This window comes from Vibrio sp. RE88 (assembly GCF_013113835.1).
Classification (GTDB): Bacteria; Pseudomonadota; Gammaproteobacteria; order Enterobacterales; family Vibrionaceae; genus Vibrio.
This window is the reverse complement of sequence record NZ_VTYQ01000003.1, coordinates 62,508-88,668: the sequence shown is the minus strand read 5'-3', so window position 1 is coordinate 88,668 and position 26,161 is coordinate 62,508. Positions and strand designations below refer to the sequence as shown.

25 protein-coding genes are annotated in these 26,161 nt (G+C 45.2%); 17 read left to right on the top strand and 8 right to left on the bottom strand.

The genetic code is table 11. The annotated features are described in order from the left end of the window. Nucleotides 1-93 precede the first annotated feature (93 nt). From sbcB to F0265_RS06290, 3 genes are all read right to left on the bottom strand, one after another. The gene (sbcB, locus tag F0265_RS06300; protein ID WP_171748248.1) at nucleotides 94-1,518 is read right to left on the bottom strand and encodes an exodeoxyribonuclease I; all 1,425 of its coding nucleotides are present in this window, start codon (nucleotides 1,516-1,518) and stop codon (nucleotides 94-96) included. Between the two features lie 139 nt (nucleotides 1,519-1,657). Next, entirely contained in the window at nucleotides 1,658-3,031 is a 1,374-nt protein-coding gene (locus F0265_RS06295; protein ID WP_171748247.1) for an L-cystine transporter, read from the bottom strand. Between the two features lie 191 nt (nucleotides 3,032-3,222). Then, nucleotides 3,223-3,909, bottom strand: coding sequence for an NAD(P)H-binding protein (locus F0265_RS06290; RefSeq protein ID WP_253809361.1), 687 nt, complete (start codon nucleotides 3,907-3,909; stop codon nucleotides 3,223-3,225). Nucleotides 3,910-4,433: 524 nt separating this feature from the next. On the opposite strand from F0265_RS06290, the gene F0265_RS06285 reads away from it, so the two are divergent. The 9 genes from F0265_RS06285 (at nucleotide 4,434) to btuD (ending at nucleotide 12,913) form a co-directional block, all read left to right on the top strand. Then, the gene (locus F0265_RS06285; protein WP_038511780.1) at nucleotides 4,434-5,045 is read left to right on the top strand and encodes a flavin reductase family protein; all 612 of its coding nucleotides are present in this window, start codon (nucleotides 4,434-4,436) and stop codon (nucleotides 5,043-5,045) included. A 6-nt stretch (nucleotides 5,046-5,051) separates the two neighbouring features. Beyond that, complete coding sequence (gene cobT / locus F0265_RS06280) at nucleotides 5,052-6,080, top strand: nicotinate-nucleotide--dimethylbenzimidazole phosphoribosyltransferase (protein ID WP_171748246.1); 1,029 nt, start codon at nucleotides 5,052-5,054, stop codon at nucleotides 6,078-6,080. Beyond that, on the top strand, nucleotides 6,080-6,850 hold the full coding sequence (locus F0265_RS06275; RefSeq protein WP_171748742.1) for an adenosylcobinamide-GDP ribazoletransferase: 771 nt from the start codon (nucleotides 6,080-6,082) through the stop codon (nucleotides 6,848-6,850). The genes cobT and F0265_RS06275 overlap by 1 nt, the downstream gene beginning before the upstream one ends. A 4-nt stretch (nucleotides 6,851-6,854) precedes the next feature. Beyond that, nucleotides 6,855-7,403 carry a bifunctional adenosylcobinamide kinase/adenosylcobinamide-phosphate guanylyltransferase gene (gene cobU, locus F0265_RS06270; RefSeq protein WP_171748245.1) on the top strand — a complete coding sequence of 183 codons (549 nt, stop codon included), beginning with the start codon at nucleotides 6,855-6,857 and terminating at the stop codon, nucleotides 7,401-7,403. Beyond that, nucleotides 7,390-8,010: a histidine phosphatase family protein gene (locus F0265_RS06265; protein WP_171748244.1), complete on the top strand. Its 621-nt coding sequence runs from the start codon at nucleotides 7,390-7,392 to the stop codon at nucleotides 8,008-8,010. The genes cobU and F0265_RS06265 overlap by 14 nt, the downstream gene beginning before the upstream one ends. Before the next feature lie 3 nt (nucleotides 8,011-8,013). Beyond that, a complete protein-coding gene (locus F0265_RS06260) occupies nucleotides 8,014-9,804 on the top strand; it encodes a M3 family oligoendopeptidase (protein WP_171748243.1) in 1,791 nt (596 codons plus the stop codon). Nucleotides 9,805-10,029: 225 nt separating this feature from the next. Further along, entirely contained in the window at nucleotides 10,030-11,058 is a 1,029-nt protein-coding gene (locus F0265_RS06255) for a succinylglutamate desuccinylase (protein WP_006962046.1), read from the top strand. 117 nt (nucleotides 11,059-11,175) lie between these two features. Next, nucleotides 11,176-12,171, top strand: coding sequence for a vitamin B12 ABC transporter permease BtuC (gene btuC / locus F0265_RS06250; protein WP_171748242.1), 996 nt, complete (start codon nucleotides 11,176-11,178; stop codon nucleotides 12,169-12,171). Further along, on the top strand, nucleotides 12,158-12,913 hold the full coding sequence (btuD, locus tag F0265_RS06245) for a vitamin B12 ABC transporter ATP-binding protein BtuD (protein ID WP_171748241.1): 756 nt from the start codon (nucleotides 12,158-12,160) through the stop codon (nucleotides 12,911-12,913). Before btuC ends, btuD begins: the two co-directional genes overlap by 14 nt. Nucleotides 12,914-13,209: 296 nt before the next feature. Here btuD and F0265_RS06240 read toward each other — a convergent pair whose 3' ends face one another. Further along, a complete protein-coding gene (locus F0265_RS06240; protein ID WP_171748240.1) occupies nucleotides 13,210-13,785 on the bottom strand; it encodes a nucleoside triphosphate pyrophosphohydrolase family protein in 576 nt (191 codons plus the stop codon). Between the two features lie 185 nt (nucleotides 13,786-13,970). Here F0265_RS06240 and F0265_RS06235 point away from each other — a divergent pair, with 185 nt between their 5' ends. Then, a complete protein-coding gene (locus F0265_RS06235) occupies nucleotides 13,971-15,056 on the top strand; it encodes a diguanylate cyclase (RefSeq protein WP_171748239.1) in 1,086 nt (361 codons plus the stop codon). Nucleotides 15,057-15,077: 21 nt separating this feature from the next. Here F0265_RS06235 and F0265_RS06230 read toward each other — a convergent pair whose 3' ends face one another. Both F0265_RS06230 and F0265_RS06225 read right to left on the bottom strand, forming a co-directional pair. Next, entirely contained in the window at nucleotides 15,078-15,638 is a 561-nt protein-coding gene (locus F0265_RS06230; RefSeq protein WP_171748238.1) for a DUF1415 domain-containing protein, read from the bottom strand. 71 nt (nucleotides 15,639-15,709) lie between these two features. Continuing rightward, nucleotides 15,710-16,951 (bottom strand): MFS transporter, encoded by a 1,242-nt coding sequence (locus tag F0265_RS06225; protein WP_171748237.1) that lies wholly within the window; start codon nucleotides 16,949-16,951, stop codon nucleotides 15,710-15,712. A gap of 116 nt (nucleotides 16,952-17,067) precedes the next feature. Between F0265_RS06225 and F0265_RS06220 the strand changes: the two genes are divergently transcribed. The 4 genes from F0265_RS06220 to F0265_RS06205 all read left to right on the top strand — a co-directional run bounded on the left by F0265_RS06220 (nucleotide 17,068) and on the right by F0265_RS06205 (nucleotide 23,307). Next, nucleotides 17,068-17,937, top strand: a complete 870-nt coding sequence (locus tag F0265_RS06220) for a LysR substrate-binding domain-containing protein (RefSeq protein WP_171748236.1) — start codon at nucleotides 17,068-17,070, stop codon at nucleotides 17,935-17,937. An 87-nt stretch (nucleotides 17,938-18,024) separates the two neighbouring features. Beyond that, nucleotides 18,025-19,476, top strand: a complete 1,452-nt coding sequence (modF, locus tag F0265_RS06215; protein ID WP_171748235.1) for a molybdate ABC transporter ATP-binding protein ModF — start codon at nucleotides 18,025-18,027, stop codon at nucleotides 19,474-19,476. A gap of 155 nt (nucleotides 19,477-19,631) precedes the next feature. Beyond that, the gene (locus F0265_RS06210; protein ID WP_216607802.1) at nucleotides 19,632-20,846 is read left to right on the top strand and encodes an ABC transporter substrate-binding protein; all 1,215 of its coding nucleotides are present in this window, start codon (nucleotides 19,632-19,634) and stop codon (nucleotides 20,844-20,846) included. A gap of 22 nt (nucleotides 20,847-20,868) precedes the next feature. Beyond that, complete coding sequence (locus F0265_RS06205; protein ID WP_171748234.1) at nucleotides 20,869-23,307, top strand: PAS domain-containing hybrid sensor histidine kinase/response regulator; 2,439 nt, start codon at nucleotides 20,869-20,871, stop codon at nucleotides 23,305-23,307. On the opposite strand, the gene F0265_RS06200 is transcribed toward F0265_RS06205, so the two are convergent. Next, complete coding sequence (locus tag F0265_RS06200) at nucleotides 23,308-23,538, bottom strand: glutaredoxin family protein (RefSeq protein WP_006962058.1); 231 nt, start codon at nucleotides 23,536-23,538, stop codon at nucleotides 23,308-23,310. A gap of 112 nt (nucleotides 23,539-23,650) precedes the next feature. Between F0265_RS06200 and F0265_RS06195 the strand changes: the two genes are divergently transcribed. Genes F0265_RS06195 through F0265_RS06185 form a run of 3 tightly spaced genes read left to right on the top strand, consistent with a single transcriptional unit; the run spans nucleotide 23,651 to nucleotide 25,412 of the window. Further along, nucleotides 23,651-24,160: a M48 family metallopeptidase gene (locus F0265_RS06195; RefSeq protein ID WP_171748233.1), complete on the top strand. Its 510-nt coding sequence runs from the start codon at nucleotides 23,651-23,653 to the stop codon at nucleotides 24,158-24,160. Nucleotides 24,161-24,163: 3 nt separating this feature from the next. After that, nucleotides 24,164-25,207 carry a 23S rRNA (adenine(1618)-N(6))-methyltransferase RlmF gene (gene rlmF / locus F0265_RS06190; RefSeq protein WP_171748232.1) on the top strand — a complete coding sequence of 348 codons (1,044 nt, stop codon included), beginning with the start codon at nucleotides 24,164-24,166 and terminating at the stop codon, nucleotides 25,205-25,207. Between the two features lie 10 nt (nucleotides 25,208-25,217). Then, complete coding sequence (locus F0265_RS06185) at nucleotides 25,218-25,412, top strand: hypothetical protein (protein WP_038158755.1); 195 nt, start codon at nucleotides 25,218-25,220, stop codon at nucleotides 25,410-25,412. 13 nt (nucleotides 25,413-25,425) lie between these two features. Here the strand turns inward: F0265_RS06185 and pilW are convergent, their stop codons facing one another. Next, nucleotides 25,426-26,100, bottom strand: coding sequence for a type IV pilus biogenesis/stability protein PilW (gene pilW / locus F0265_RS06180; RefSeq protein ID WP_171748231.1), 675 nt, complete (start codon nucleotides 26,098-26,100; stop codon nucleotides 25,426-25,428). Nucleotides 26,101-26,161: the final 61 nt, after the last annotated feature.

The following is a 26,161-nucleotide window of genomic DNA, read 5'->3' as shown; positions in this document are numbered from 1 at the left end:
CCGTGGGTTCAGTATGCTCACTGGCCTCAATCAACGTGGTATTTTTTATAGTGTTATGAGGCCTGAGTGTTATAGGGTGCAGGCAATAAGTTGTTAAGATACTAGCTTTTGAACGTATTGGTAAACAGATTTTAAGATAGCTATCTTTTTTTCGTCACTCTCATGCTCGTGAACTAAGTTTTCCAAATTGAGCATGTAGTCTTCAATTCGACTTTCGAAGTACTCGCGGCTGTGTGCCGCCCATTTTTGTTGTTCACTCTCGTCCAATGTCCACGGGAAATGTCTGGCGCGATAGCGGAATAGAAGCGGAGCAATTCTGTCGTCACTGAATGAGATATCAAGGGCGGAAAGATTCTGTGCTTCAGTTTCTCGTATGATATCCATTGATTTCTTGGCTGCAGGAGAGAAGAAACCATCGTATAGCATAGTATCAACATCATCGCTCTTTTCGTATTCTCGCTCGATGCTGTATAGCGAATTGAGTTTTTCTCTAATCTCTGGATGTTGTCTAAGTTGCTCAAGGTTTTGTAAGCACTTTTCTCTGTCAATGCCAATATTGGCCGCATTTTCAGCAGTTAATGTTTTGGCCGGGGCCAAAATAGGGCACTTGTTGAGATGGATAAGTTTGATTGGCACAGGTAGTTCTTCTGGGCCAAGTTCAGAATGTTTGGTGTAGAGACGCTCATTAAGCTGTTTTACATCTAAATCCAACAACGGCTGAGGATCTTTCGCCAAATCGACCACGATCACCGCATTCTGGTTGGTTGGATGCCAAGCAACCGGAACCACCCAGCTAGTGTAATTGCATTCACGACCCAACATACCCGATACGTGCATAAGCGGCGTCATATTCACGATATCGACGAGTTCGTTCAGTTTGCGCTTGTGGCGCATGCTAAGGAAATAATCAAAGAGCTTAGGCTGAGCGGCTTTGACCTTTTTAGCCATTTCAATCGTTGCTATAACGTCAGCCATCGCATCGTGTGCATTCTCGTGTTCAATGCCATTGGCAACGGACAAGTGCTCTAGCTTAAAGCTGATAAAACCTTCGTCATTCTCTGGCCAATTAATGCCTTCTGGGCGAAGGGCGTGACAGGCGCGCATGACATCAAGTAAATCCCAGCGAGAGTTACCGTTTTGCCAGCTCCATGCATATGGATCGATGAAATTTCGGTAGCAGGTGTATCGCGTCACTTCGTCATCAAATCGAATGCTGTTGTAACCTAAGTTGATGGTGTTTGGCGTGGACAACTGCTCATGAATTCTGGCAATAAATTCCGGTTCTGGTAACCCTTTACTTGCTGCCGTCTGAGGTGTGATACCTGTGATAAGCGCAGCTTCGGGTGATGGAAGATAATCTGAAGGTGGTTGGCAGTAGATAACAAGAGGCTCACCGATGATATTGAAATCCATGTCGGTGCGTACACCCGCAAACTGGGACGGTCTGTCTTTTGCTGGGCTGGTTCCCCACGTTTCATAATCAAAAAAGAAAAACGTAGGTTGATGCGCTTGTTGCATTATCTCTTTACCAAGTCTTTGAAATTCACTTGGGTATTAGACCATTGAGACCGTGACAAGGCAAACGAGAAGCGCTTGATTGCTAGAAAATTGTGCGGATAGAAAAAGCCCCGAGTTTTTCACTCGGGGCTTGGTCATTTTAGGCTTGTTGAGCTTCAAGCTCTTCGTCTGAGACTTTATCGCCAAGGATACGGCTGGTTATGGTGCCAGCCGTCATAGCGCCGGATACGTTGAGCGCGGTTCGCGCCATATCGATCAAAGGCTCGATTGAGATAAGTAGCGCAGCGATGGTCACTGGTAATCCCATTGCTGGAAGTACGATTAGTGCAGCGAAAGTTGCACCGCCACCAACACCAGCGATACCGAATGAACTCACCACAATAATAGCGACCAGAGATAGGATGAAGTTGATATCCGTTGGGTCGATACCCACAGTTGGAGCAACCATCACGGCCAACATTGCAGGGTAGATACCCGCACAGCCATTTTGTCCTATGGTTGCACCAAATGACGCTGAAAGGTTCGCAATCGCAGGTGGCACGCGTAGCTTATTGATTTGCGCTTCCACGTTAAGTGGGATAGTTGCGGCTGAACTGCGTGACGTAAATGCGAATGTCAGTACTGGCCAAATCTTCTGGAAGTACTCTTTCGGGCTCACACCAACGAATGACACCAAAATACCGTGAACAACAAACATTAGGGCGATTGCAATGTAAGAGGCAACGATAAAGCCCAATAGATTCAGGATGTCACCCGCACTGGATGTCGCGACAACTTTCGCCATCAACGCCGCAATACCATATGGTGTGAGCGCCATAATCATTTTCACCAAGCGCATCACAACAGATTGAGTCGCTTCAACAAAAGTGCGAATTGGCGCTTCCAGTTCTTCCTTTTCCGCCATCACCTTACGTGCAGCAATACCGGTCAGGACACCAAAGATCACGACAGCAATAATGGAAGTAGAACGAGAACCTGTCAGATCTGCGAATGGGTTGGTAGGGATAAAGCTTACCAGCATCTGTGGAATAGTGAGATCAGCGACAGTACCTACGCGATCTTCTAGCACTGCGATACGAGCGGTTTCGCGCGCGCCCTCCGTCAGCCCTTCTGCAGATAGACCAAACGCTTGGGTGATGACAATGCCCACAATGGCTGAAATCGCTGTAGTAGCAAGCAGCACAGAAATGGTAAGGCCTGAAATCTTGCCCAGTGAACCGCCTTTCTCAAGTTTGACAACGGCTGCGATCATGGAAACAAGAACGAGAGGCATGATGACCATTTTAAGCAGGCCAACATAGCCTCGGCCAACGACGTTAACCCATTCTAAGGTTTGAGCGATGACAGGGTTACCTTCGCCAAAAACAAGCTGCAGTATTAGGCCAAATGAGCTGCCAAGTACTAAGCCCAATAGTACGAGTCGGGATAGCGTATTCTCTTTTCGCTGCTGTCCATAGAGGAAAAAGAGAATGCCGACAAATGCCACTAATGAAGCGATAGCCGCTACTGACATAATTGATATTCCTTATTGAGTGTTTGTAACTTATTTATTGAGTAAATTGATTACAGGATTAAATTCTGTAACAAACGATAATGATTTGAAATGTATGATTGAAATGAAAAAAAGATATTTGATATGTATTTAAGTTATTAAAATATGGGAGTTGTATCGAATTTGTTCGGAAGACAGCGAAAATAGTCGAATTATTGATATTTATTAATCAAATTTCGCATCTGAATGCTGTCCAATGTTTGAAGTTTTCGGTCCGTATTTGCCAGGAGTCCATATTGCATTGCTTTCGCCACTTCGCTTGCCTGAATCGGTATGAGTTTTGCCAGTTTGCCAAACATGAGGGGGCGCAAAGATTTTAGGACGACTTGTACGATGGCTTCGTCAGTGCGCGGTGTGTCTCTTAAACCCACTAAAGGTCCGGGTCTAACGAAGGTGATATGTTCAAAACCCATACGTTCAATCGCCATTTCCATTTTCCCTTTACAGCGAAGGTAGTGGGAAAGAGAACGGACGGAGGCACCGTAACTTGAAACGACAGCCAGATGAGTGACACCAAGTACTTTCATTGTCTGGGCGACATCACACACCAGTTCATAATCAACACGCTCTAGCTCTTGCTTAGAGCCTGCTTGCTTAATGGTTGTGCCTAGACAGATGAATCCATATTTAGGCGAAGGCTTATCTGTGTCCCACTCTTGAACTTGAAGCTGCTTATTTTGAAGGACTTCCAACTTAGGGTGGAAAAAAGGGAGTTCACGTCGGCTAAGCGCATAGATACGTGTGACAGGATCTTCTTCTAACATTTGTTTGATGAGCTCGGTTCCTATTAACCCTGTTGCACCGGCGACCATAACGACCAGATCTCTAGACTCAGACAAATTTCGTACCTTTAGCTAATCGTGACGATCAGAGCATCTAACAACAAACACAGAAAGTCTGTGATCAATCTTTTAGGTTGCGAGTAAAATTAGATTACGTTTGGCCCCGTTTATCGAGGCCAATTCTGATGGTGGAGTGGTCAAGTAAGAGAGAGAGGGACTCGTTTTTGAGTCTTTTGATTCGACTTGTGTTGCTTCTGTTTCTTTGATTTTTGATTGGCAAACATACAAACCTCCTTGCACTATCAAAGTTGGGTTAACCTCATCACGGCAGTATCTAATGCAGTCTTTGTGCCGTCTAAAATTCAGGTTGTTACAATTCAATAAGTTAGCGTTCGATTAGGTTGTGCCCATTTAATAAGATAGGTGATAAATGGAAAAAGTTTCATTTTTGGTATCAATTTGATTGCAAAAATGACAAGAGGATAGCGTTTTTCAGTCGATGCATAGGGGTGTTAACTGGCTGATTTCACGTTACACTCTGAGATTCACAGGGGACTCGCGATACCAAAAGGATGAACAAGATGAATATCGACGCTAGCACTCTCGCTCCCACTCAGATATACCACTTAATGACGCAAACTGTGATTCCAAGGCCAATAGCGTGGGTTTTGACGGAATCTAGTGAAGCTGATTACAACCTAGCTCCATTTTCCTACTTCACTCCTATCTCTAGCAATCCACCTCTGTTGATGTTCTCTGTAGGTAAGAAACCGACCGGAGAAATCAAAGATACAACCCGTAATGTTCTCGAAACAGGTCGAATGGTGGTTCATATCGCGAATGCTGATTTGGCGGAACAAGTGACGCAGACTTCGGCAACATTACCGCATGGAGAATCTGAAGTCGCTTTGGCGGGGTTAGAACTCATAGATTTTGAAGGGTTTGAATTACCCCGAATCAAAGATTGCCCAATTGCTTTTGGATGCAAGCTGTTTGAAGTTAAAGAGATTGGTGAAACACCTCAAAGCCTAATCTTTGCTCAAATCGAAGACATATACATTGCTCCAGAAGTGATTGGAAATAACCAAGAACGCTTAGTTGTTGAAGCGCTAAAAGTGAATCCTCTTTCTCGTTTAGGTGGCAGTCAATACGCCAACCTAGACCAAACCTTTACTGTCGCTAGACCGAAATAAAGTCGTATGTTAGATCAATCTTATTCAGATGCTATTTGGCATCGAATCAATCAAAAAACTAAACCACTGGGTGCTCTTGGGCAGCTAGAGTCACTTGCCCACCAGCTTGCTTTGATTCAGAGTAATTCAAAATGTGACGCCGTCACCAATGTGGATATAGTAAAGCCAACCGCGATCGTTTTTGCCGGTGACCATGGTATTGCGGACGAAGGCGTGAGCATCGCGCCAAGCGCAGTGACTCAACAAATGGTGTTGAATTTTCTTGCTGGTGGAGCTGCAATCAATTGTTTTTGTAGGATAAACCAGATTGAGCTTAAGGTGGTTGATACGGGAATATTGATTCCTGTAGAGGCGACAGCGCCTAACTTTGTGGTGCAAAGACTGGGTGACAGAACTGCAAATTTTGCCAATGAAGCAGCAATGTCTAGTGAGCAAGTCAAACAGGGTATTGAGTTTGGTCACGAGCTGGTTAAGCGAACGGTCAATGAAGGCAGCAACCTTGTCATGTTTGGTGAAATGGGGATTGGGAATACATCAAGTGCCGCTGCCATAGTTGCAGCTTTGACAGGTCAGGATGTCCAGTCATGTGTTGGTCTAGGCACAGGAATTACTCCTGAGCAGTTAGCGAAAAAGGTGGCTCTAGTCGATAAAGGAGTCTCACGATGCCAAGGTCGGGATGTTTATCAAGTTCTATCCGAAGTGGGTGGTTTTGAAATCGTTCAGATGGTTGGGGCCTTCTTAGCTGCCTGTGAAACTAAGACGCCAGTTATTGTTGACGGTTTTATTGTCACAACGGCCGCTTATGCCGCGAGTTTGATTCAACCTGAATGTCGCGAATTTATGATCTTTGCCCATAAGTCAGAGGAGTTGGCGCACCAACTTCTGCTTGAAGAATTAGGTGCTAAACCTTTGTTGGATTTGTCGATGCGTCTCGGTGAAGGCACGGGCGCAGCGCTTGCTGTCCCTTTGGTTCGCGCAGCGGCTGAATTTTACAACTCAATGGCAAGTTTTGAAGATGCTGGAGTGACAGTGTGATCAGTACCCTCAAGTATCAACTTGAATTGTTCTGGCTGGCTCTGGGCTTTTTTTCTCGCCTACCAATACCTCAGTCTACGCCTTATTCGGAATTACGCATGAATCAGGCGGGGCGTTATTTTGCATTAGTCGGCCTGTGTTTAGGGGCATTATGTGCAGCCGTGTATTGGTTGGCTGAAAGTGTACTTGGCCCGAGCGTGGCGGTTGTTGTCATGATGGTGTTCAGTTTGTTGCTCACAGGTGCCTTCCATGAAGATGGCCTGACAGACATGGCAGATGGCATTGGTGGTGGGATGACGCTAGAAAAGCGTTTAACCATTATGAAAGACAGCCGTATAGGTACTTATGGTGCTAGCGCGCTGGTGATGGCGTTACTAGGTAAGTATGTCCTGCTAACTGAGCTTGCATTATTGACGAATGTTTTATTGGTTATCGTTGCTGCTTACACGCTAAGCCGCGCCGTGGCTGCATCGCTCATTTATGACATGCCTTATGTAAGTGACTCTGAGGCCAGCAAAAGTAAGCCACTCGCGAATCAACAATCTAAAAGTGAGCTAGCAATGCTGGCAGTATCGGCGTTGATGCCATTATTGTGGTTTGATTTTGAATTGGTCGCTGTGATCGCCGGTATAACCGTTATCTTCCGTATTATGTTTAAACACTGGTTGATGAAACGAATAGGTGGTTTTACGGGGGATTGCTTAGGCGGCGCTCAGCAAATTATGGAACTGCTGATTTACATGATTGTTCTTGGCTGGTCTTTAAGGTGAGTGAATGAGTGTACATCTGATATTGGGCGGAGCTCGATCAGGAAAATCCAGTTTTGCAGAATCACTGGTCGTTGAGAGCCACTCTGTTTACACACGTCACTATGTTGCGACTGCAACGGCTTTTGATGATGAAATGGCGGCAAGAATTGCTCATCATAAAATCAGCAGAGGCAGCGGGTGGGTAGAGCATGAGTGCCCGAATGCTCTCGAAGATCAGATCGAACGCTTCACTTCTCAAGATATCGTGTTGATTGATTGTTTAACCCTTTGGATAAATAACGTCATTTACAATCAAGGCCAACCTATTGAGCCACACCAGATATCTGACAGGGTGGGGCGTTTGGTAAAAACGCTGGCTGCCAGTGAAGCTAATCTGGTGGTTGTTTCTAACGAAGTAGGGTTAGGCGTGATTCCAATGGGAGAAGTCACTCGACTGTTCGTTGATCATGCGGGTTGGATGAATCAAGCCATCGCGAAGGTAGCAGATAAAGTAACGTTTGTTGCGGCGGGGTTGCCTATGGTGCTGAAAGAGAAGTCGCGTGAAGACAGTTAATATTTACCTATTGCGACATGGAAAAACGTTAGGCGAACCGGCGCTCAACGGAGCGAACAATGTCTTAGTCGCTCACAGCACACAGCAAGCGATTTGCCAAAGTTTGTTAGACGCTTCAATCAGTTTTGAACATATTATCACTTCACCTCTTCGCCGTTGCGCTGATTTAGCTGATTTACTCGTTGCAAAGAATTCCCAGCTTTCTTTATCGATTGAAGATGAGCTTAGAGAAATGGATTTTGGCGAGGTTGATGGAAAGCCATTTGATTCTATCAAATCAGAGTGGCCACTACTCGAACGATTTTGGAATGACCCTGCGGCGGTTGAGTTACCTCAAGCTGAAACACTGCAAGCGTTTCATCAGCGCGTTAGCAGACAATGGGCCTCACTGATGGAGAGTGTCGAAGAGGACACATTAATCATCTGCCATGGTGGTACCATACGTATGATATTGGCTTCACTATTAAACTTAGACTGGCGAAACCCCGCACTTTACTCCGTGTTACAGATAGGCAATCAGAGCCTGACTCATATTCAACTTACCAAAACGGACAGTCTATATCAGCGCGTATGTTCTATTGGCACACCACTTCACATAAAGGATTAAAACATGACGACACCAAGCTGGAATTTGTCTATTGCTTACCAAGGATTGGACGATAGTAAAATAGAGCAAGATGTAGCGCTGGTTCAGCAATGCATTCAGGTACTGGGATTGAATGTCGATCAGCGCAGCTCGGTCACGGTAATGCAAAACGCAATATTGACCAGTGAAGCCGCGGGTAAACTGCTTGCGACGATCAACACCTTTGCAAGTTGTCACGCGTCGGTTGATGCGATGAACAGTGATGCTAAAGCCATGATTGGCCGCGTTGCCAAATTGAGCTCAGAGTTATCGCAAGCATTTACCCCTTATGAAGACACTCTAACCAATGCACCTCAAGAATTTATCTCTGAAGTTTTGAACCATGAAAACGGCGATGTATCTGGTCAGGCATTCCAGATCGAATGCACACGAAAGCTGGCAGATACTAAGTTGAGTGTCGCGGAAGAGCAGCTACTGTCAGCCATGCAGGTGGATGGCCGTGATGCTTGGGGGCGAATGTACGACAATATCACAGGTGCACTCCAGGTGGATCTGAAAGAAGGGGATGAGAACCGTATTGGTTTTTCCCAGGCTGCCAGTATCTTGTATGGCACAGATTTCGACAATCAAGAGCCCGCTTGGCGTGGTGTTCAAAAAGCGATGCAGACCCATCAGGAAAGCTTTGCTGGGATTCTAAATGCGTTAGCTGGTTGGCGTCATACAGAAAATCAAAAACGCTCTCACCTTAAAGATGTTCACTTTCTTGATACCAGTCTCCACGACAGCCGCATTCAGTCAGAGACGCTGAGCGCTATGATGCAAGTCGCCAAAGACAATCGTCATGTGGGGCAGAAAGCTGGCCTACTTATGGCTCGGGTTCATGGCCTGAATGAAATGAAACCATGGAACCACTTAGCGGGTATGCCGAGCCTGACTGACGGCGAGCCTAAGGTCTACAGCTTCGATGAGGGCATTGACATCATCACTAAGGCCTTTGCACAGGTGGATGGTGAAATGGCGGAATTTGTCGCCATGATGGTGGAAAATGGATGGATTGATGCCGCGCCTTCTGCCAGCAGAAGACTTGGGGCTTATTGTACTAAGTTTGCAGCTACACGCTCACCATTGGTCTTTATGACTTGGGGTGGAAGTCGTTCTGACCTGCTGACTCTCGCTCACGAGTTAGGGCACGCTTTCCATAACTGGGTGATGCGAGATATGCCGCTGTGCCAAACACGCTACCCAATGACGCTCGCAGAAACAGCGTCTATTTTCGCTGAGAATATTGTGCGTGATTATCTTCTTGAACAAGTCGAGAGTCGTGAAGAAAAACTCGAGATGCTGTGGGAAGAGCTCTCTAGTTGCTATGCCTTGATGATTAACATTCCTGTTCGTTTCGAATTTGAAAAAGAATTCTATCAGCAGAGGATGTCAGGTGAGCTCAGCGCTGAGCAACTGTGTGACTTAATGAGTAAGACATGGAAAGAGTGGTACGGTGAGTCAATGACGGAAGCGGATCCTTATTTCTGGGCAAGTAAACTGCATTTCTCTATCTCAGAAGTCAGTTTTTACAACTACCCGTATTTGTTTGGTTACCTGTTTAGCAAAGGCGTGTATGCGCAACGTGAAGCGAAAGGTGGCAGCTTCTACTCAGATTACGTTAACCTTCTGCGCGATACTGGTTCGATGATGGCTGAAGATGTGGTTCAGAAGCATTTAGGTATGGCATTGGATAGCGAAGCGTTTTGGCAACAAAGTGTCGACATGGTGAAAAACAAGATTGATGAGTTTGAATCTCTGTTGGATCAAGAATAAATTCACCACAAATATGATACGATAGTCAGCAAGCCGGGCAGGGAGTCTGCCCGGTTGTTTTATGTACAGCGAAAGCATTCTATCCCGAACGGAAAATAGTATCGGGCGTGGCAATTGAGTTTTTTACGATGAAGCGCGAGATTTCTCTTGATAAGTGAGATCGTGGCTACATAAATTGCCTGAACAATTCATTAACATACCCGCTGTGCAATAAAGGAGTAGCGCATGACGAAAAACCTCTTTCGCCAATCTTTTCTTTTTGACAGCCTGAACTTAGAACAAGAGATGCCAGCAGGAGAAATCACTGTTGCGAATGGCACTGTGTTCAAGCTTCATGAACGCGGAGTTCTGGAAGTCATCCCATCAACGTTGGACGAAAACAGCAAACACATCATTCTTTCCTGTGGTGTTCATGGTAATGAAACCGCACCTATGGAGTTAGTGGATAAAATCATTTCCGATATCCAGTCTGGCTTCCAGCCGGTGACAGAACGTTTGTTGTTTATCATTGCTCACCCCGAGTCAACGAACGCTCATACACGTTTCCTTGAAATGAACCTTAACCGTTTGTTTGATGATAAAGAATATGAGCCAACGAAAGAGCTGGCCATTGCGCAGAACCTGAAACGTATTGTTGCTGATTTCTATCAAGACACGCCGTCTGATAAACGCTGGCACCTAGATCTACACTGTGCGATCCGTTTGTCCAAACACTACACCTTTGTCGTGAGCCCGAAAACGCGCCACCCTGTACGCAGTAAAGCGTTGATGGAGTTTGTCGCGAGTGGTCATATTGATGCGGTGATGTTCTCTAACGCGCCCTCCAGCACATTTAGCTGGTTCAGTGCCGAAAACTTTGCAGCGCAGGCGTTGACGGTTGAGTTGGGACGAGTGGCTCGTATTGGAGAAAATGATCTTGATAAACTGGTTGCCTTTGATCTGGCAATGCGAGATTTGATCGCTTCCAGCGAAGCTGAGCATTTGCCGCGTGCACCTGTGATGTATCGTGTTAGCCGAACTATTGTGCGTCTGCATGATGACTTTGATTTCATGTTTGATGACGACGTTGAAAACTTTACCTCGTTTAAGCACGGCGAAGTGTTTGGTCATGATGGTGACAAGCCACTGATGGCGAAAAATGAAGGGGAAGCGGTTGTGTTCCCTAATCGTCATGTGGCAGTTGGCCAGCGTGCAGCCCTCATGGTGTGCCCAGTGAAAACGCGCTATGAAGAAGGTCAACTTGTCTACGATTAAGGCGTTTACAGTCTAAACTCATCATAGAAGCTTTCTATTTTAATGGCTTAACGGTATCGTTAAGCCATTATTTATTTGTACCCACAACTTTAGCTGTTTAAGGCTAATCGAAGCTGCATGGAACTGAGTCAATTATTAAGCCGTAGACATCAACGCTGGAAGCGCTACTTTATCGTGATCCTATCTGCGCTTGTTCTATTCTCAGCGACGCATCTAATGGTTGGTGAAGTCTTTATTTCTCCTTTTTCTGAACTGTCAAGCCTTCAACAACAACTGATCACTCAACTTCGTTTACCAAGACTGCTTGCCGCGATTGCCATAGGTGCCTCATTGGCCGTTTCAGGTGCTGTGCTGCAAGTTTTACTTGGTAATGTTCTGGCAGAACCCGGCGTGCTTGGCATTTCTGGTGGTGCCAGTGTCATGATGGTCATTGTGTTGTTTTTCCTTCCTGCACTTGCAACGCCTGTTGGGTTTATGATCGCCGCGGTCATTGGCGCATTGGTGTTTACTCTCCTGCTTGTTTCAATGGCGAAAGTCATGCGTTTAACCACCACGAGACTCTTATTGGTTGGGGTGGCGTTAGGCATTTTGACAGGCGCGATTGTCACCTGGGCATTCTATTTCAGTGACGATCTTAGCTTAAGGCAGTTAATGTATTGGCTAATGGGTAGCATTGGTGGTGCAAGCTGGTATCACCACGTATTGACGCTGGCTCTTGTCCCTGTTCTTGTTTGGCTATGCATGAAAGGTAAGACCCTAGATAAGCTAATGATGGGGGAGTTGCATGCCAAACAACTCGGTGTGGACGTAGAAGCGGTTCGTTGGAAGTTAATCTTAGCCGTTTCGATTCTGGTTGGCGGCGCCGTTGCACTCGGTGGTGTGATTGGATTTATTGGCTTGATTGTCCCTCACCTTCTAAGACTTGCATTGGGCAGTGAGAATCGATACTTGCTACCTATTTCCGCATTGTCCGGTGCGATGCTGTTGGTGTTTGCCGATATCATTGCTCGCGTCGCCCTAGAATCTGCTGAGCTACCGCTAGGTGTGGTCACCACAACGATCGGTGCCCCTGTCTTTATCTGGATGCTGGTGAAACATCATGATTCACGTTAATAGCTTATCGGTTGGCTCACGTTTATTGCCGCTTTCGTTCTCTGTCGACAAAGGTGAAGTGCTTCATATTGTAGGTCCAAATGGCAGTGGTAAAAGTACCTTACTGACGGCGATTGCTGGCTTGTTAGACTTTGAGGGTGACGCCGCGATTTTTGATTTAGACGTCAAAAGTAGCTCCATAGAGAGCCTTGCAAGCTATCGTGGTTTTCTGAGCCAGAGTGATCGTCCCGCTTTCAATCTTGAGGTTTCGCAATATCTTTCCTTGTCACTTCCAAGCTCCGTCCAGCGCTTGGATGATGTGGTTGAGCAAGCCGTCAAAGAGCTGGTGGATGTACTTGAACTGGAGGATAAGCTTCATCGTTCGATTCACCAATTGTCTGGAGGTGAGTGGCAGCGAGTTAGGTTATGTGCGATATGCCTGCAAATATGGCCGTCTCTAAATCCTTATGCGAAGCTCCTTATCTTGGATGAGCCTGCTGCGCCGCTGGATATTGGTCAGGAAGCCTTACTGTATAAGCTGATTCGTAAAGTCGCTGATATGGGGATCACTGTGGTGATGTCTAATCATGATCTCAATCGAACGCTTAAGCATGCCGATAAGGCTCTGTTGTTGGATAAAGGCGTGATTCAGCAAGTAGGTCCAGTGAGTGAGGTATTCGAGCCAAGTGAGCTTTCTAGAGTATTCAAAACTTGTGTTCATAAGACAGAGTTTAACGGAGAATCTGTATTAATCTTTGATTAATCAGACAGTAATCCCCACTTTCCAATTCTCAAATTAGTGCACTGCGCACTGAATTTGAGCACGCCCCAATCCTACAGAAATCGATGAAAACATCATTCCTATAGAAATCAATTAGTTACCGTTTTCAGAAACTTGGCATAAGTTTGGCTTTATTAAAAACGATACATTCTCGTTCTTGTTAGGCTTAGTCAATTTGAAGGGAAACTGGAAAGCTGACATATATAAGCCATTTTTATGACTATGGCAGCTTCCGCCACCTAAGGTTTTCCGAAGGTGGCGGCTTTTTATCTGGAGGCTTATGCGGTTAGCGGCGCAAGATCAGCAGGGCAGTAGTAAACAGACTTCAGTACTTTTCCTTGGCGAATCGTTTTCGCTTCTGAAACGAAATCTTCAGCACATTTCGCGATGATGTAATCACCTTTCTGTACGGCCATCAGTTTGATTCCCTGTTCGGCGTAATGCGCTTCTGTTTCTGCGTATTCTTTCTCGTTACGGCAAACCTTACTCATGTTGCTCGAATGCACTTCATCCCAACACGGTATGAAATCAATGCCACGATTAACGGCAACGTTAAGTAGCAGGTCAATCAGGTAACTGATGGCTAGATTCGACTCAACCTTATCATCACCTAAATGTACTAGACGACCCATCAACACGTAAACGCTGTCGATGATCGCGTCAGCTTGTTCTGTCTTATTATCGGCTTCAGCCAGTTCAGTGAGCTCTTCTACCGCTAAAGAGGTATGCAGCGTGTCTGCTTTCTCGTCTAAGCTTTCTGGAGAGGCAACAGGTAAGTCGAAAGTAGTACGAAACTCAGTAATGTCGCGGTAAAGGTGGTCAAAGATTTCTTGAGTAAGTTTAGATAGGTGCATGAACTTAACCTGCATTTGATAATTATCGCGCCATACTAACAAAGCCTTATGAAACGTGCCATTACAGCACGAAAATAAATGGGGACAAGGACAAAGTATTCAGACTTTCACGTGCAAGGCCATTGATATCATTATGAGGATAAGTCTATCTTACTTATAAGAAATTTTAGCTATCAGGACAGCATATGGTTGTAGCGAGTGAAAGTGAAAAGGTCATACGGCGACTCTATCAGATCACAAACGATTATCAGAAAGGGTTTGATATTCAGATTACCCAGCTCATCATGATGGGGTTGGAACGCTTCAATCTTGATATTGGTATTTTATCCCGCATTGATGGCGAGCTATACACGGTGTTGTATTGCGTGACGTCTGAAGGTGTAGAGTTAAAGCCCGGAGACACGTTCAACTATGAGTCTACTTATTGCCAGATCACTTGTAGCTCATATGCTCCAGTTGCTATTGAGCACATGGGAGAAAACGATGAATATGCCAAACATCCTGCCTATGAAGCGTTTGGTTTAGAGTCATACATCGGCATCCCAATTTTTGTTGATGATGAAGTTTTTGGCACACTTAATTTTTCCTCAGCATCACCTTATCCACGAAAATTCAAAGATATCGACATTGATGCGCTCAAACTGATGGCGTCTTGGATTGAAGTAGAATTAATCCGCCGTAAACAGGAAGAACGCCTGAGAAAGTTAAATAGCCAGTTGGAATATCAAGCCTATCACGATGCGTTGACCAATGTTGCCAACCGCCGTTGTATGTTCAAAACCATACACCTTGATATCGAACGCATGAAGATTGCCAATGGCAAAGGTTCATTGGCTGTGATTGATATAGATAACTTCAAGAAGGTAAACGACGTTCACGGCCATCAAATCGGCGATGATGTTTTAAAGAAAACGGCACAACAACTTCAGGGTTGCTTGTCTGAAAGGGACTTCATTGCACGGTTTGGTGGTGAAGAGTTTGTTGTCTGGTTACCCGAAAGAACAGAAGCAGACAGGCGTCGATTAGTTCAAGACCTTCACCAATCTGTCAATGAGACTCTCCTAGATGGAGAACCCATTACCGTGTCCATCGGTGTATGTGAATTTGATTTTGGGGACGAGGCAAAGGTAGATAACAAGAAAGGTGCACTTGACCAAATCATCTTAGTGGCTGATGAAGCTTTGTATCAGGCGAAGAATCAGGGGCGAAATCGAGTGGTGGTTCGTTCACTAGCGAAAGTACCTGGTACTGAAGTGATGAGTGGAGACTGAACTCCACTCTTATCGCAATGATTATTTAAACAAGTAGGGGAAAAGCTTCACTAACTCGGCCTGAGTCAGGGACTCCACACGAGCTATGTTGGTATCAGGAATTGACTCAGGATCTGGATAATGCTTGAGCACTTTCTCCATGCTCTCTTCTCGAATCAAGTGGAACACTGGGTAGGGTGAGCGGTTAGTTAGGTTCTCCGCATCTTCCGGATCTGCACCGCCAAAGCAATAGTCTGGATGGAACGTTGCCAATTGGTAGATTCCCTCCCAGCCTTGTTGACGGATTAGCGCCTCTACCCAATCTATAAACAAGTTGTAGTCATAAAAATCTTCCAGCATGTTTGGTACAACGACCAATGTGGTTTCCAACTCTTCGGCTGTCTTTGATTCCAATTCCATTAGCTGGGTGAGGATGTCTTCCAGCAATGCCTCTTCTTGCTTTGCTTCACTGACAAATATTTTTATTTGTTTATTGCGCTGTGGCTTTGCAGCGAATGGGCATAAATTAAGGCCAATTACCACGTCATTGAGCCACTGATTGATTTGCTCTGCGATGGTCTGAGTTGAGCTTAGGGTTGTCATCTTGCTTCCAGTTTATAATTTGGAAGCAAGAATAACAGATTCGGTTTGTGGTCGTAAGCGTCGAACATAGTCTAGTGAGAAGAGGGTGTTGCCTTTAGCTCAGAAGTCGCGCTGGCCTCGTTCTCCATCTCTGCTGAGCTTTGGTGGGTCGAATTCAGTTTATAGCACAGTGCAAAAATCATCAGATAAAGCAACATTCCGCCGCCGATAACATAGCTCCAACCGCCATGTTGCCAACAATAAATCAAGAAAAAGCCTCCTAGACTTCCGCCGACGTAGTAGTGAACAAGATAAAGAGCCGTGGCAGTCGCTTTTGCTTGGGTGGCTTTTTGGCTAATCCAAGCATAGGCCAGCGTATGCGTGAAGAAGGCACCAAAGCTGATAAGGGCTAATCCGAGTATCATGAATGGAATACGATCCACATACGCGACCAGCATGCCAAGCAGGCTTATGATTGCACCGCAAACCATGCCTGAAATGGGCTGACGGTTTCGGTTCCACACCGACGTAAGTTTAGAGCTTAAGGTTCCGGGTAAGTAACAGAGGAAAATCAACGAAGCTAGGCCAATTGGCAGCGAGTGAGGTGCCTCAACAAGTCGAAAGCCCATGACCGAATACAAGTTAACGAACAAAGCAAAATTCACCCCACCGATCAGCATAGCTAACCAAATAGCTTTGTTTTTTAGGTGCTTAACCAATGCACGGTTGTGGTATCTGAGCATGCCTCTTTGAGGAGAGAAGTGTTTCTGTCTGGGCAGCATAGCGCATACCGCGATGGCACCAATCATGGTAAACACCGCCATGGCAATCACTGCTTGTTGCCAGCCGAAGGCGTGAGTGAGGGTACCGCCGACGATGCGCCCAGTAATACCACCGAGCGAGTTGGCCGCTATATATCCCCCAATGGCTTGACCGAAGGCTTTAGGAGACAACTCCTCCACCATGTAAGCGACTGCCACGGAAGCGAAAGCGGCTAATGCGATCCCCATGAGGGCACGCATAACAACTAAGCTAAGAAGTGATGGTGACAGAAGCATCCCAATTCCGATTACAGGCATAGCCAAAAGGCCAGCAAGCATCACCCGTTTTCGTCCCACTGACTCAGACGCGACGGCCCACGGTACTAGGCTAAAAGAGAGCGCCAGCGTCGTTGCTGCAAACAGCCAGTTAACCTGCGTCTCCGATACGGAAAAGTGCTGCGCCATATACGGTAGCATCGGCTGGAACAAGTACAGGTTACAGAACACGATGAATGAGCCGAGCGCAAGGCTAAGTGTGACTCGTCGGTAATCTTGGCTTCCAAATTCGATCATTAGTGTTGGCTACTCTAGTTATCCAATCATTTATTGTGATCAAAATATCAGTGATATCTGGATTAATGAAATATATTAAAAATATAGAGTTGATATATTTTGCATATGGATAGTTAATGGACTCTCGACACTTGAAACACTTTGTTGCCGTCGCTGACCACGGCCACTTCACCATGGCAGCAAAGGCGCTGCATATTGCTCAACCTGCACTGAGTATCTCAATCAAGAAGTTTGAACAGCAATTGGGTGTTGAATTATTCCGACGAGAAGAACGGCGTGTAACGCTCACAGATGAAGGCAAAGTGCTATACGAGCACGCAAAGCGCGTATTGCAGCAAATCGATGATGCCAAGTTAGCAATAGACGAACTGAGAGGCCTTGAAAAAGGAGAGGTTCGACTTGGTGCGCCAAGCATGATGGGGTCTTACTTTTTCCCCGAAGTTTTGATGGCGTTCAAATCGCATTATCCGAACCTTAAACTCACGTTAATCGATGCGGGTACTCGCTCTATTCGAAGAATGCTTTTGGATGGTGAACTCGACATTGGCGTTATTGATGATGAAAACGTCCCGGAAGATCTCGAAACGGACCATTTGCTGAATGTAGAGATGGTGGCCGTAGTTGGGCCGGAACATACTTTGGCACAGCGAAAAAGTATTAGTTTTGAAGAATTTTTCGAACACGAATTGGTCATGTTTAAGCCGGGCTATTTTCACCGTGATTTTGTTGAGAATAAGGCGCGTTTGCACGATAAAGAAATGAAGTTTTCATTTGAAACGAATCTATTGCCAATGATACTCAGCATTGTCAAACATGAGTTTGCAATCACCGCGCTTTTGAAGTTGGTGACCGAGCATGAAAAAGATGTGGTCGCCATTCCCTTTGATGAACCAGTCAATCTCACCTTATCTCTTGCATGGCGAAAGAACGCCTACTTATCGATTGCGGACAGAACATTCATCGAATTCGTTAAGCAATATGTGTAGTTCACATTTCTTTTCAAGGTGATCGCAACATTGTTCTAATTAAAGTAAGTTGATTGCATACAAAATTAAAGAAAGGAATGCGGTTAAATGCAGTTGAAGATGACAGATCTGGTGGTTGAAACAGGTTCGAATACGTTGGAGATAAAAGACTGGGCCATCGAAAGCGGTCAATCTTGGGGCGTTTTCAGTACCGAAGGTGATATTGGATCTGCTCTTGGCTGTTTGCTTTGTGGCGAGTCAGAAATTCAGCAAGGCGATTTGGAGCTCACAGGAGGCAAGATTTCACAAGTCTCCTTGGTAGAGCAACAAAGGCTACTGGAAGAAGAATTGGCGAAAGATGACACTGATTTTTTAGACCGAATAGATAAAGGCAGCTCGGTTTATTCTCTGGTGTTTGAACAGTGTCAGGATGAGTCATTAACGGCTCAATTGCTTAACGATTTGGATCTGGAACATTTGAGTGAGCGTGGATTCCGAGTCCTGTCGACGGGTGAAACCAGGCGTGTAATGTTAGCCCGCGCTTTGGCAACTAAGCCGGATCTGATTGTTCTCGATAACCCTTACACAGGTTTGGATGTGGCTCATCGCGCTTCATTGACTCGTTACCTGACTGAATTATCGCAGTCGTTGCAGATGGTCGTGACATTCAATCGCGAAGAAGACGTCCCATCATGGATTGAAAAGCTCGCTTTGTTTAACCACGGCAAGTTAGACAGTGTGATGGATATCCAATCATGGCATCAGCATCCGGTCATCAACCAAATCAAAGCTCAGTCCAAGCAGCAAAGTGAGCAAATGATGGATCTCATTCGTAGCCATCAACACAAAACAGAGTTTAGCAATCCGATTTTTGAGCTTAAAAATGGCAAAGTAGAATATACAGAGAAAACCATTTTCTCAGAGGTGAACTGGAGAATCGATAAAGGCCAGCATTGGCAGGTGAAGGGCCCGAATGGGTGCGGGAAAAGCACGCTTCTTGGGTTAATCTTCGGCGACCATCCTCAATGTTACTCCAACGACATTCATATCTTGGGTAATCAGCGAGGCTCGGGCGAGTCCATCTGGGACATTAAAAAACACATTGGTATGGTTTCCTCGGCATTGCATCTTCAATATCGTGTGAGTTGCAGTGCTCTGGAAGTCATTTTATCTGGCTTCTATGACTCCATCGGCCTATATCAGCAACCTGCAAAGAAAGAAATCCAAATTGCTCAAGAGTGGTTAGAAATTCTGCATATGTCAGAGTATGCTAAAACGTCATTTAAGCAGTTGGAATATGGTCAGCAACGTTTGCTTCTTATTGCCAGAGCGATTGTAAAGCAACCTGCAATTTTGATTCTGGACGAACCTTATCAGGGGCTCGATTACCTCGGTCGTAGGTTGGTAAAAAATACGCTAGAGCTGATAGCCAAAGAAAATCTCAGCCAACTTCTCTACGTTTCTCATTATCATGATGACAAACTAGAGAGTATCCAAAATGAGCTGGAATTCTGTTTCGACGAAGCGGATGCGTGTTACAAATCGACCATTCATCAGTAGTAGCAATCTTGAACATAAATAAAGTGGGTTGGTGTCTTGAAGAATAGACGCAACCCACTTTTTATTTTGTAAAGTCAATAAATTACTGGAAAAAACTTCATGCTTTCCTAGGCTAACTATAGAAACAAATTATAACGACTACGTTGGTGATAAGTATGGCTAGGAAATTTCTAATTTTAGTGTTAGCGCTGTTTGCCAGCGTCGTGCAGGCTGCAAAACCCGATGTGCTTAAGATCTATCTTGATGCCGACAGAACAGGGCATCTGGAATCGGCACTCTCCATTGAGCATGGAATTAAGGTTGCCTTCTCCCAGGAGGGGAACCAAATATCAGGTATACCAGTAGAGTTTGTTACCACTGACCATAGAGGAAACGTCTTACGTAGCAAGAAAAACATGGAGCGTTTTCTAAAAGACAGCGATGGATTGGTTTACATCGGTGGTTTGCATTCCCCTCCGTTGATCAAATACCGAGAATACATTAATAAATCCAAGATGCTGACCTTGGTTCCTTGGGCTGCGGGTACACCTATTACTCGATATCCATCTGCCGAGGACAACTACGTATTTCGTCTCTCGGTTGATGACTCTAAAGTCGGGAAAATACTAGTTGACTACGCGTTAGAACAGCAATGTAGACAGCCACATTTGGTTCTAGAAAACACGGGATGGGGCAAGTCTAACTACAAAGCGATGATGTCTGCTTTACCTGGAGATCTGGTAGAGCGCGTAAAAACTAGCTGGTTTGATTGGGGCATAAAAGATGTCGATGCACGAATATTGATTCGTGAAGCACAATCAAGCGGAGGAGATTGTGTTCTGCTGGTGGCTAACAGCCGTGAAGGTAAACTCATCGTTGAAAGTGTTTCAGACGTTGGTATTGAAATGCCGATATACAGCCACTGGGGCATCACTGGCGGCAAGTTTGCACAGAACGTGCCTTTCCCTATTCGTGAAAAAGCTAATCTTCATTTCATCCAGTCTTGTTTCAATTTCTACAGCTCGGAGCAGAACAGCTTTAATCAAAATGTGTTTAAGGATGCAAAGACGATGTTCCCTGCTTACTTTGAAGACGCCAATATTGAAGCGCCCGCTGGTTTTGTCCACGGTTACGATTTGGCAAAGGTATTTCTTAAGGCCGCTAGTACCGTAGAGCTAACGGATGATGCAGAGTCTAACCGAACCGCACTGAAGAAAGCTTTGGAATCAATGGACGAGCCAGTTCAAGGGTTGATCAAAGAGTATCGCTCTCCATTCGCTCCTTTCACTGAAGATGATTTTGATGCTCATGAGGCCTTAGATGCAAGCGACTTTTGTATGGCTATTTATGACGATAAAGACGCCGTGAAGCTGATTCCTAAATCCATCTAGAGTACAGAGGTAACGCAGGTCTATGTTGAAGTTTGATAAGAAAAATGGAATGCATCTGTTTTCGTTGTTTCTCATCGTCGGGGCCTGCGTTTTTATGCTTGCAAGTTTTGCCTTTGTTCAACATCAAGCCAGAGAAACCGCTCAGGTCTTGATAGGTGAAAGCCTGAAAGGAAAGTTTGTTGCAATTGAGAGATACGTATTTGAGTTTCTAAAATTACATGAACAGAGGCTTGAGCGCGTGACCTCTCACCCCGTTACTAAAGGTGCAGTCTTAGAAGGAGTCACGGATCGGAGTGCTTTTAAAGATCAACTTGAGCTTCTCAAGTCTTCGGGAGCGACGGCTCACGTTAACATATATGATTTTTCTGGCGGTAACGTTTATCAAGAAGTCACATTGCCTGATGTTGTACATACCTTCATTACAACTGGTATAGAAAACGAAGCCTTAATGGGAAAGCCTTCGTATTCGCTCTACAAAAATGACGGCAGGGACTATCTCCTTCTTAGTTCTCCTATTTTGTACAACGGTTATGCAGAAGGGCTTGGGACTTATGTAACACCACTGGATGAGAGTCAGTTCTTCGAGAGCTTGGGTACCGACAGTATGCACTGGTTTGGTATTGCCCAAAATAGACTTGATTGGAATATGCAAGCTCCTAGTAATTGGACGATGGACATGTTTCCGATTGAGGGCACTGATCTGTCCTTATTGTATTCGGTCTCACCTCAACTGGTCATTGATGCGGAATCTAATTTAACGGGAAGCCTGCTTATAGGGATGTTGGTTGCAACCAGTATGACACTGGTTGTTATGTTTATTTTTGGGCGGCGAATTTTGGTATCACCATTCCGCAAGTTAGCTGAATCTGAGCAGCAACTTTATGAACAATCTGAGTCGCTAAAAATACGAGAGGCGGAGTCTGCCCGCTTAGCTCGGGTTGTTAAACATATGCGTGATGCGGTTGTGTTTACTGACTTAGATTCCAAAGTGATTTGGGTGAATGGGGCATTTGAGCGGCTTACAGGGTATTCACTGCCAGAGATGATGGGTAAAAAGCCTGGCGATATGCTTCAGGGCGTTGACACTGATAAACGGACTACCCGAAAAATTCGAGAAATGATAGATCGTAGAGAGCCCGGATTCTTTGAATTGCTCAACTACAACAAGGAAGGACAGTCATACTGGATAGAAATTGCGTTGACACCATTGTACTCAACGCACGGACAGGTAGAAGGCTTTATGGCTGTTGAGAGAGATATCACTCAACGCGTAAAGTTGGAAGAGTCTCTTAAGATAAAGGCGATTGAAGCAGAAGCGGCAAACATTGCAAAATCCCAGTTTTTGGCGGCAATGAGCCACGAATTGAGAACGCCAATGAACGGTATTCTTGGTGTTGGGGACCTTCTCAAAAATACGACACTCAACCAAGAACAACAAGAGTATGTTGATACATTTCTAGGCTCAGGAAAACACATGCTAAATGTGCTTAATGACATACTTGATTTCTCTAAAATTGAAGCGGGTAAGCTTGAGCTTGAGAAAGTTGAGTTCTTGCTGAAAGACGTGGTGACAAGACTTACAAGACTCTATGAGCCATTGTGTGCGGATAAGCACCTTGAGTTTAAGTGCGAGTACTCTCAATCATGTGATCGTGCGCTAGTTGCCGATGAGACGCGCATACTTCAGATTTTACAAAACCTATTAAGCAATGCTCTTAAATTTACGTCTGAGGGCGGTATTACATTGTCGCTAGACGTTGTAGAGCAAAGCCATCGTATTGAACTTCATATCGATGTCTCTGATACCGGAATTGGTATCAGTGCTGAGAAACAGTCCGCAATCTTTGACCCATTCTCACAGGCGGAAAGTGACACAACGAGAAGGTTTGGTGGTACTGGCTTAGGTCTGTCGATTACTCGGGATCTGGTTAAAGCCATGAATGGGACAATCGACCTTAGCAGTGACGTTGGTAAAGGCAGCCAGTTTGCAATTGTGGTGCCCGTCGGGTTGAAAAAGGTTCTCCAGGGAAGTGATCAACAAGAGCGACTATCTGCTTTTGACGGCACTGGACTGAGTGTATTAATTGCTGAAGATACTCGCGTGAATGCACTGGTTTTAGGTAAATTTCTCAAAAACAAAGGCTTTGAATATGAAGTGGTTGAGAATGGCGAACTTGCAGTCGAAAAAGTAAAGCACCAACACTTTGATTGTGTCTTAATGGACAACCACATGCCAGTGATGGACGGCCTGAAGGCAACAAGGGCGATTATGGAACTTGATTTACCTAATCCTCCTGTGATTATTGGTTGTACAGCTGACGCGTTTGAACAGACGAGAGAAAGAATGATTTCGGAAGGGTGTACGGATGTGATCACAAAGCCTATCAGCTCCGACAAGCTGGATGAAGTATTTCACGCAACGCTAAAACCCCTAGAAGCCAATGCGATGCGTGAGGCTTGATCATTTCGAGTTGTACATTTTCTCGAAGTTTTTAGGATTCCAACCAATCATATAGCGATCACCAATTTTGAGCACAGGTAAAGAGCGTGCGCCAATCGCATCCAGCTCTTTTCTGCCACGCTGCATTTTTGCATTGGTCAATCTGTACGCATAACCCTTTTCATCTAGGTAACGCTGAGCATCTTTACAGTGAGGGCATTTGTCCTTCACGTATAGCACGAGTCTTTTCATCGTAAATTCCTACATCTTGCTTTGCAGCAGAGTGTAATGAAAAGACAGTGAATGGCAAGTGTGATTTAGGTAGACTTACGCGTCTTCAATTTGGCGGACTGAAACTTACCCTATGAATCCCGTTCTTCGTTACATCCAAGGCTACCCAGAGCATATTGTGACGCCTGTGACTCAGATGGTGGAGTCTGGTCGCTTACAACCTTGGTTTAAGCAGCGTTACCCAGATAATCATACGATTAAGAGTGAGAAAGCGCTGTTTGAATACACCATCGCGATCAAAAATCGTTACATGAAGAAGACTGCGCCAATCAGCAAAGTCATTTACGACAATAAAATTCACTTAATCAATAACGCGCTTGGCCTGCATACTTACGTTGCGAAAGTGCATGGCGGTAAAATAAAAGCGAAGAATGAAATTCGCATTGCGAGCGTATTTAAAAATGCTCCTGAACCTTTACTGCGCATGCTCGTGGTACACGAATTAGCTCACTTGAAAGAGAAAGAACACAATAAAGCGTTTTACCAACTCTGTTGTCATATGGAACCCGACTATCATCAATTAGAGCTGGATGCTCGTCTGTTCATGATTTATACCGAGATGGTTGAGAAAGCGAATAAGTAACTTATGACTAAGCAGAAAAAAGCAGCCCATTCAAAAAATGCGAGCGACACCATTCGCTCGGAAATGAAAGTGACCGTGATAAAAGGCAAAGCAGGCCTTCATAAACGAAACCTTCACCATGGCCGTTATGATTTCGCTCACTTGGTAAAAGCGACACCTGAGCTTAAAAAGTATGTCGTGAAAAATCCTAAAGGCGAGGCCTCTATTAATTTTTCCGATCCACTGGCGGTAAAGGTGCTCAATAAAGCGTTGCTTGCGCATCATTACGGTGTCACATCTTGGGATATTCCTAAGGGGTACTTGTGTCCGCCGATTCCAGGCCGAGCCGATTACATTCACCGTTTAGCAGAATTACTGTCAAAAGATGGTAAGCAAGTGAAACATGAATCGGTAAACGCGCTTGATGTTGGTGTCGGCGCCAACTGTATCTACCCCATTGTTGGTGTGACCCAATATGGTTGGCATTATGTTGGGTCAGACATTGATCCAGCTTCGGTTAAGAACTCTAACCAAATTGCTTCAGAAAACCCTGCGCTTAAAGATCGTGTTGAGTGCCGCTTACAAACCCAGAGTCGTTATTTCTTCAAGGGCGTGATTAAGGAAAATGAGTACTTTGACGTAACGACCTGTAACCCGCCATTTCATAAATCCATGCAGGAAGCGCAACTAGGTACTGAGCGTAAGCTCAAAAACCTCAGCCGAAGTAAGCAACAACGTGGTCAAGCGAGTGAGAAAGGTAAGGTCAAAGCTTCGCCTATACTTAACTTTGGTGGCCAAAATGCAGAGCTATGGTGCCCAGGTGGTGAGGCAGCGTTCATTAAGAATCTGGCGTTTGAAAGCCGTGACTTTGCTCATCAGGTATTGTGGTTTTCTACGCTTGTCTCAAAGAAAGAGAATGTCCGTTGGATGCGCAAGAACCTAGAAAAAGCCGGTGCAAGAGAAGTTCAGATCGTTGAAATGAGCCAGGGACAGAAGGTGAGCCGCTTTATCGCTTGGACATTTAAAACTGCGACTGAAAGACAGGCGTGGTACGACGCAAAAGCATAAAGGAGGGCATATGGAAATTGAAATTTATATGCCCTGTGAGCCCGAATGGGTGTGCGACAGTTTACTGATACTTTTTGCGCTTTTGTTTGTTTCTGGTCTGATCGGGTTTATCTATATTGTCTATCGAGAGTACGTAAAAATTCAGCGCGCTTCGCGAGTCCGCGAGCGCCGTAAGCTCCTGCATTCCCAACGCAAAAAACGATAACCTTTCAAGCTATTTAATGCTTTGGAGAAGAACGCCGAAGCTTTCGGGTTTCCAGCTCGACCATGAGTTTCAGTGATAGTGCCTGCACGCCAAACTGTTGATGAAACTGCGTTATACGATTTTGCGCCGCTTCGTACCTTCCTTGATTCATTTCCAATTTCGCCAGATTTAAAATAGCCTGAGGTCGGTTTGGATCATGAGCAATCGCCCGTTCAAAGTAACTGGCAGCGCTAGCTTGCTGGTCTGCCTTTAAAGCGCAAAATGCCGCATTCTCATAACTGTCGGCAACATAGTAGTAATTGGGTTGAACTACCGCTCTTTCGAATAGTGCGTTTGCTTCCTGATATCGGGATTGCTTACACAGAAAGCTGCCATAATCGTTGAGCAACTGCCCGTTATCAGGGTGTTGGGAAGTCGCCTTTTGAAACCAGTATTCCGCGCGGGTAAACTCAGAAACCTGTTCAAGATAGTGTGCCATCGCTAATTGAGAGCGATAATAATCTGGTGCATGCTCCAGTGCCTTTTGGATATTCTCTCTTGCTTTCACCCTGTTATTACGTTGCAAATAACTCAAGCCCAATGCTATTCGCGCGTCGGCCTTGTCTTGTGTGCCCGAAGTGACAGTTTGAGGGTCAATTGTGACGCAGGCGGATAAAAGTATAGTGGCGATGAAGCAAACAAAGCGCATAAGATAGATGAAGAAAATTTTAAGTATCTTGAATGTATAACGTGGTCTGTCCGGTCTGGTA

Excerpts from the sequence above, each read along its gene's own strand:
- F0265_RS06255 (WP_006962046.1), top strand. The coding sequence starts at position 10,030 with ATGACGAAAAACCTCTTTCGCCAATCTTTTCTTTTTGACAGCCTGAAC.
- F0265_RS06195 (WP_171748233.1), top strand. The coding sequence starts at position 23,651 with ATGAATCCCGTTCTTCGTTACATCCAAGGCTACCCAGAGCATATTGTG.
- F0265_RS06185 (WP_038158755.1), top strand. The coding sequence starts at position 25,218 with ATGGAAATTGAAATTTATATGCCCTGTGAGCCCGAATGGGTGTGCGAC.
- modF (WP_171748235.1), top strand. The coding sequence starts at position 18,025 with ATGCAGTTGAAGATGACAGATCTGGTGGTTGAAACAGGTTCGAATACG.
- sbcB (WP_171748248.1), bottom strand. The coding sequence starts at position 1,518 with ATGCAACAAGCGCATCAACCTACGTTTTTCTTTTTTGATTATGAAACG.
- F0265_RS06225 (WP_171748237.1), bottom strand. The coding sequence starts at position 16,951 with ATGATCGAATTTGGAAGCCAAGATTACCGACGAGTCACACTTAGCCTT.
- F0265_RS06210 (WP_216607802.1), top strand. The coding sequence starts at position 19,632 with ATGGCTAGGAAATTTCTAATTTTAGTGTTAGCGCTGTTTGCCAGCGTC.
- F0265_RS06240 (WP_171748240.1), bottom strand. The coding sequence starts at position 13,785 with ATGCACCTATCTAAACTTACTCAAGAAATCTTTGACCACCTTTACCGC.
- F0265_RS06295 (WP_171748247.1), bottom strand. The coding sequence starts at position 3,031 with ATGTCAGTAGCGGCTATCGCTTCATTAGTGGCATTTGTCGGCATTCTC.
- cobT (WP_171748246.1), top strand. The coding sequence starts at position 5,052 with ATGTTAGATCAATCTTATTCAGATGCTATTTGGCATCGAATCAATCAA.
- btuC (WP_171748242.1), top strand. The coding sequence starts at position 11,176 with ATGGAACTGAGTCAATTATTAAGCCGTAGACATCAACGCTGGAAGCGC.
- pilW (WP_171748231.1), bottom strand. The coding sequence starts at position 26,100 with ATGCGCTTTGTTTGCTTCATCGCCACTATACTTTTATCCGCCTGCGTC.
- cobU (WP_171748245.1), top strand. The coding sequence starts at position 6,855 with ATGAGTGTACATCTGATATTGGGCGGAGCTCGATCAGGAAAATCCAGT.
- F0265_RS06230 (WP_171748238.1), bottom strand. The coding sequence starts at position 15,638 with ATGACAACCCTAAGCTCAACTCAGACCATCGCAGAGCAAATCAATCAG.
- btuD (WP_171748241.1), top strand. The coding sequence starts at position 12,158 with ATGATTCACGTTAATAGCTTATCGGTTGGCTCACGTTTATTGCCGCTT.
- F0265_RS06285 (WP_038511780.1), top strand. The coding sequence starts at position 4,434 with ATGAATATCGACGCTAGCACTCTCGCTCCCACTCAGATATACCACTTA.
- F0265_RS06205 (WP_171748234.1), top strand. The coding sequence starts at position 20,869 with ATGTTGAAGTTTGATAAGAAAAATGGAATGCATCTGTTTTCGTTGTTT.
- F0265_RS06220 (WP_171748236.1), top strand. The coding sequence starts at position 17,068 with ATGGACTCTCGACACTTGAAACACTTTGTTGCCGTCGCTGACCACGGC.
- F0265_RS06200 (WP_006962058.1), bottom strand. The coding sequence starts at position 23,538 with ATGAAAAGACTCGTGCTATACGTGAAGGACAAATGCCCTCACTGTAAA.
- F0265_RS06235 (WP_171748239.1), top strand. The coding sequence starts at position 13,971 with ATGGTTGTAGCGAGTGAAAGTGAAAAGGTCATACGGCGACTCTATCAG.
- rlmF (WP_171748232.1), top strand. The coding sequence starts at position 24,164 with ATGACTAAGCAGAAAAAAGCAGCCCATTCAAAAAATGCGAGCGACACC.
- F0265_RS06260 (WP_171748243.1), top strand. The coding sequence starts at position 8,014 with ATGACGACACCAAGCTGGAATTTGTCTATTGCTTACCAAGGATTGGAC.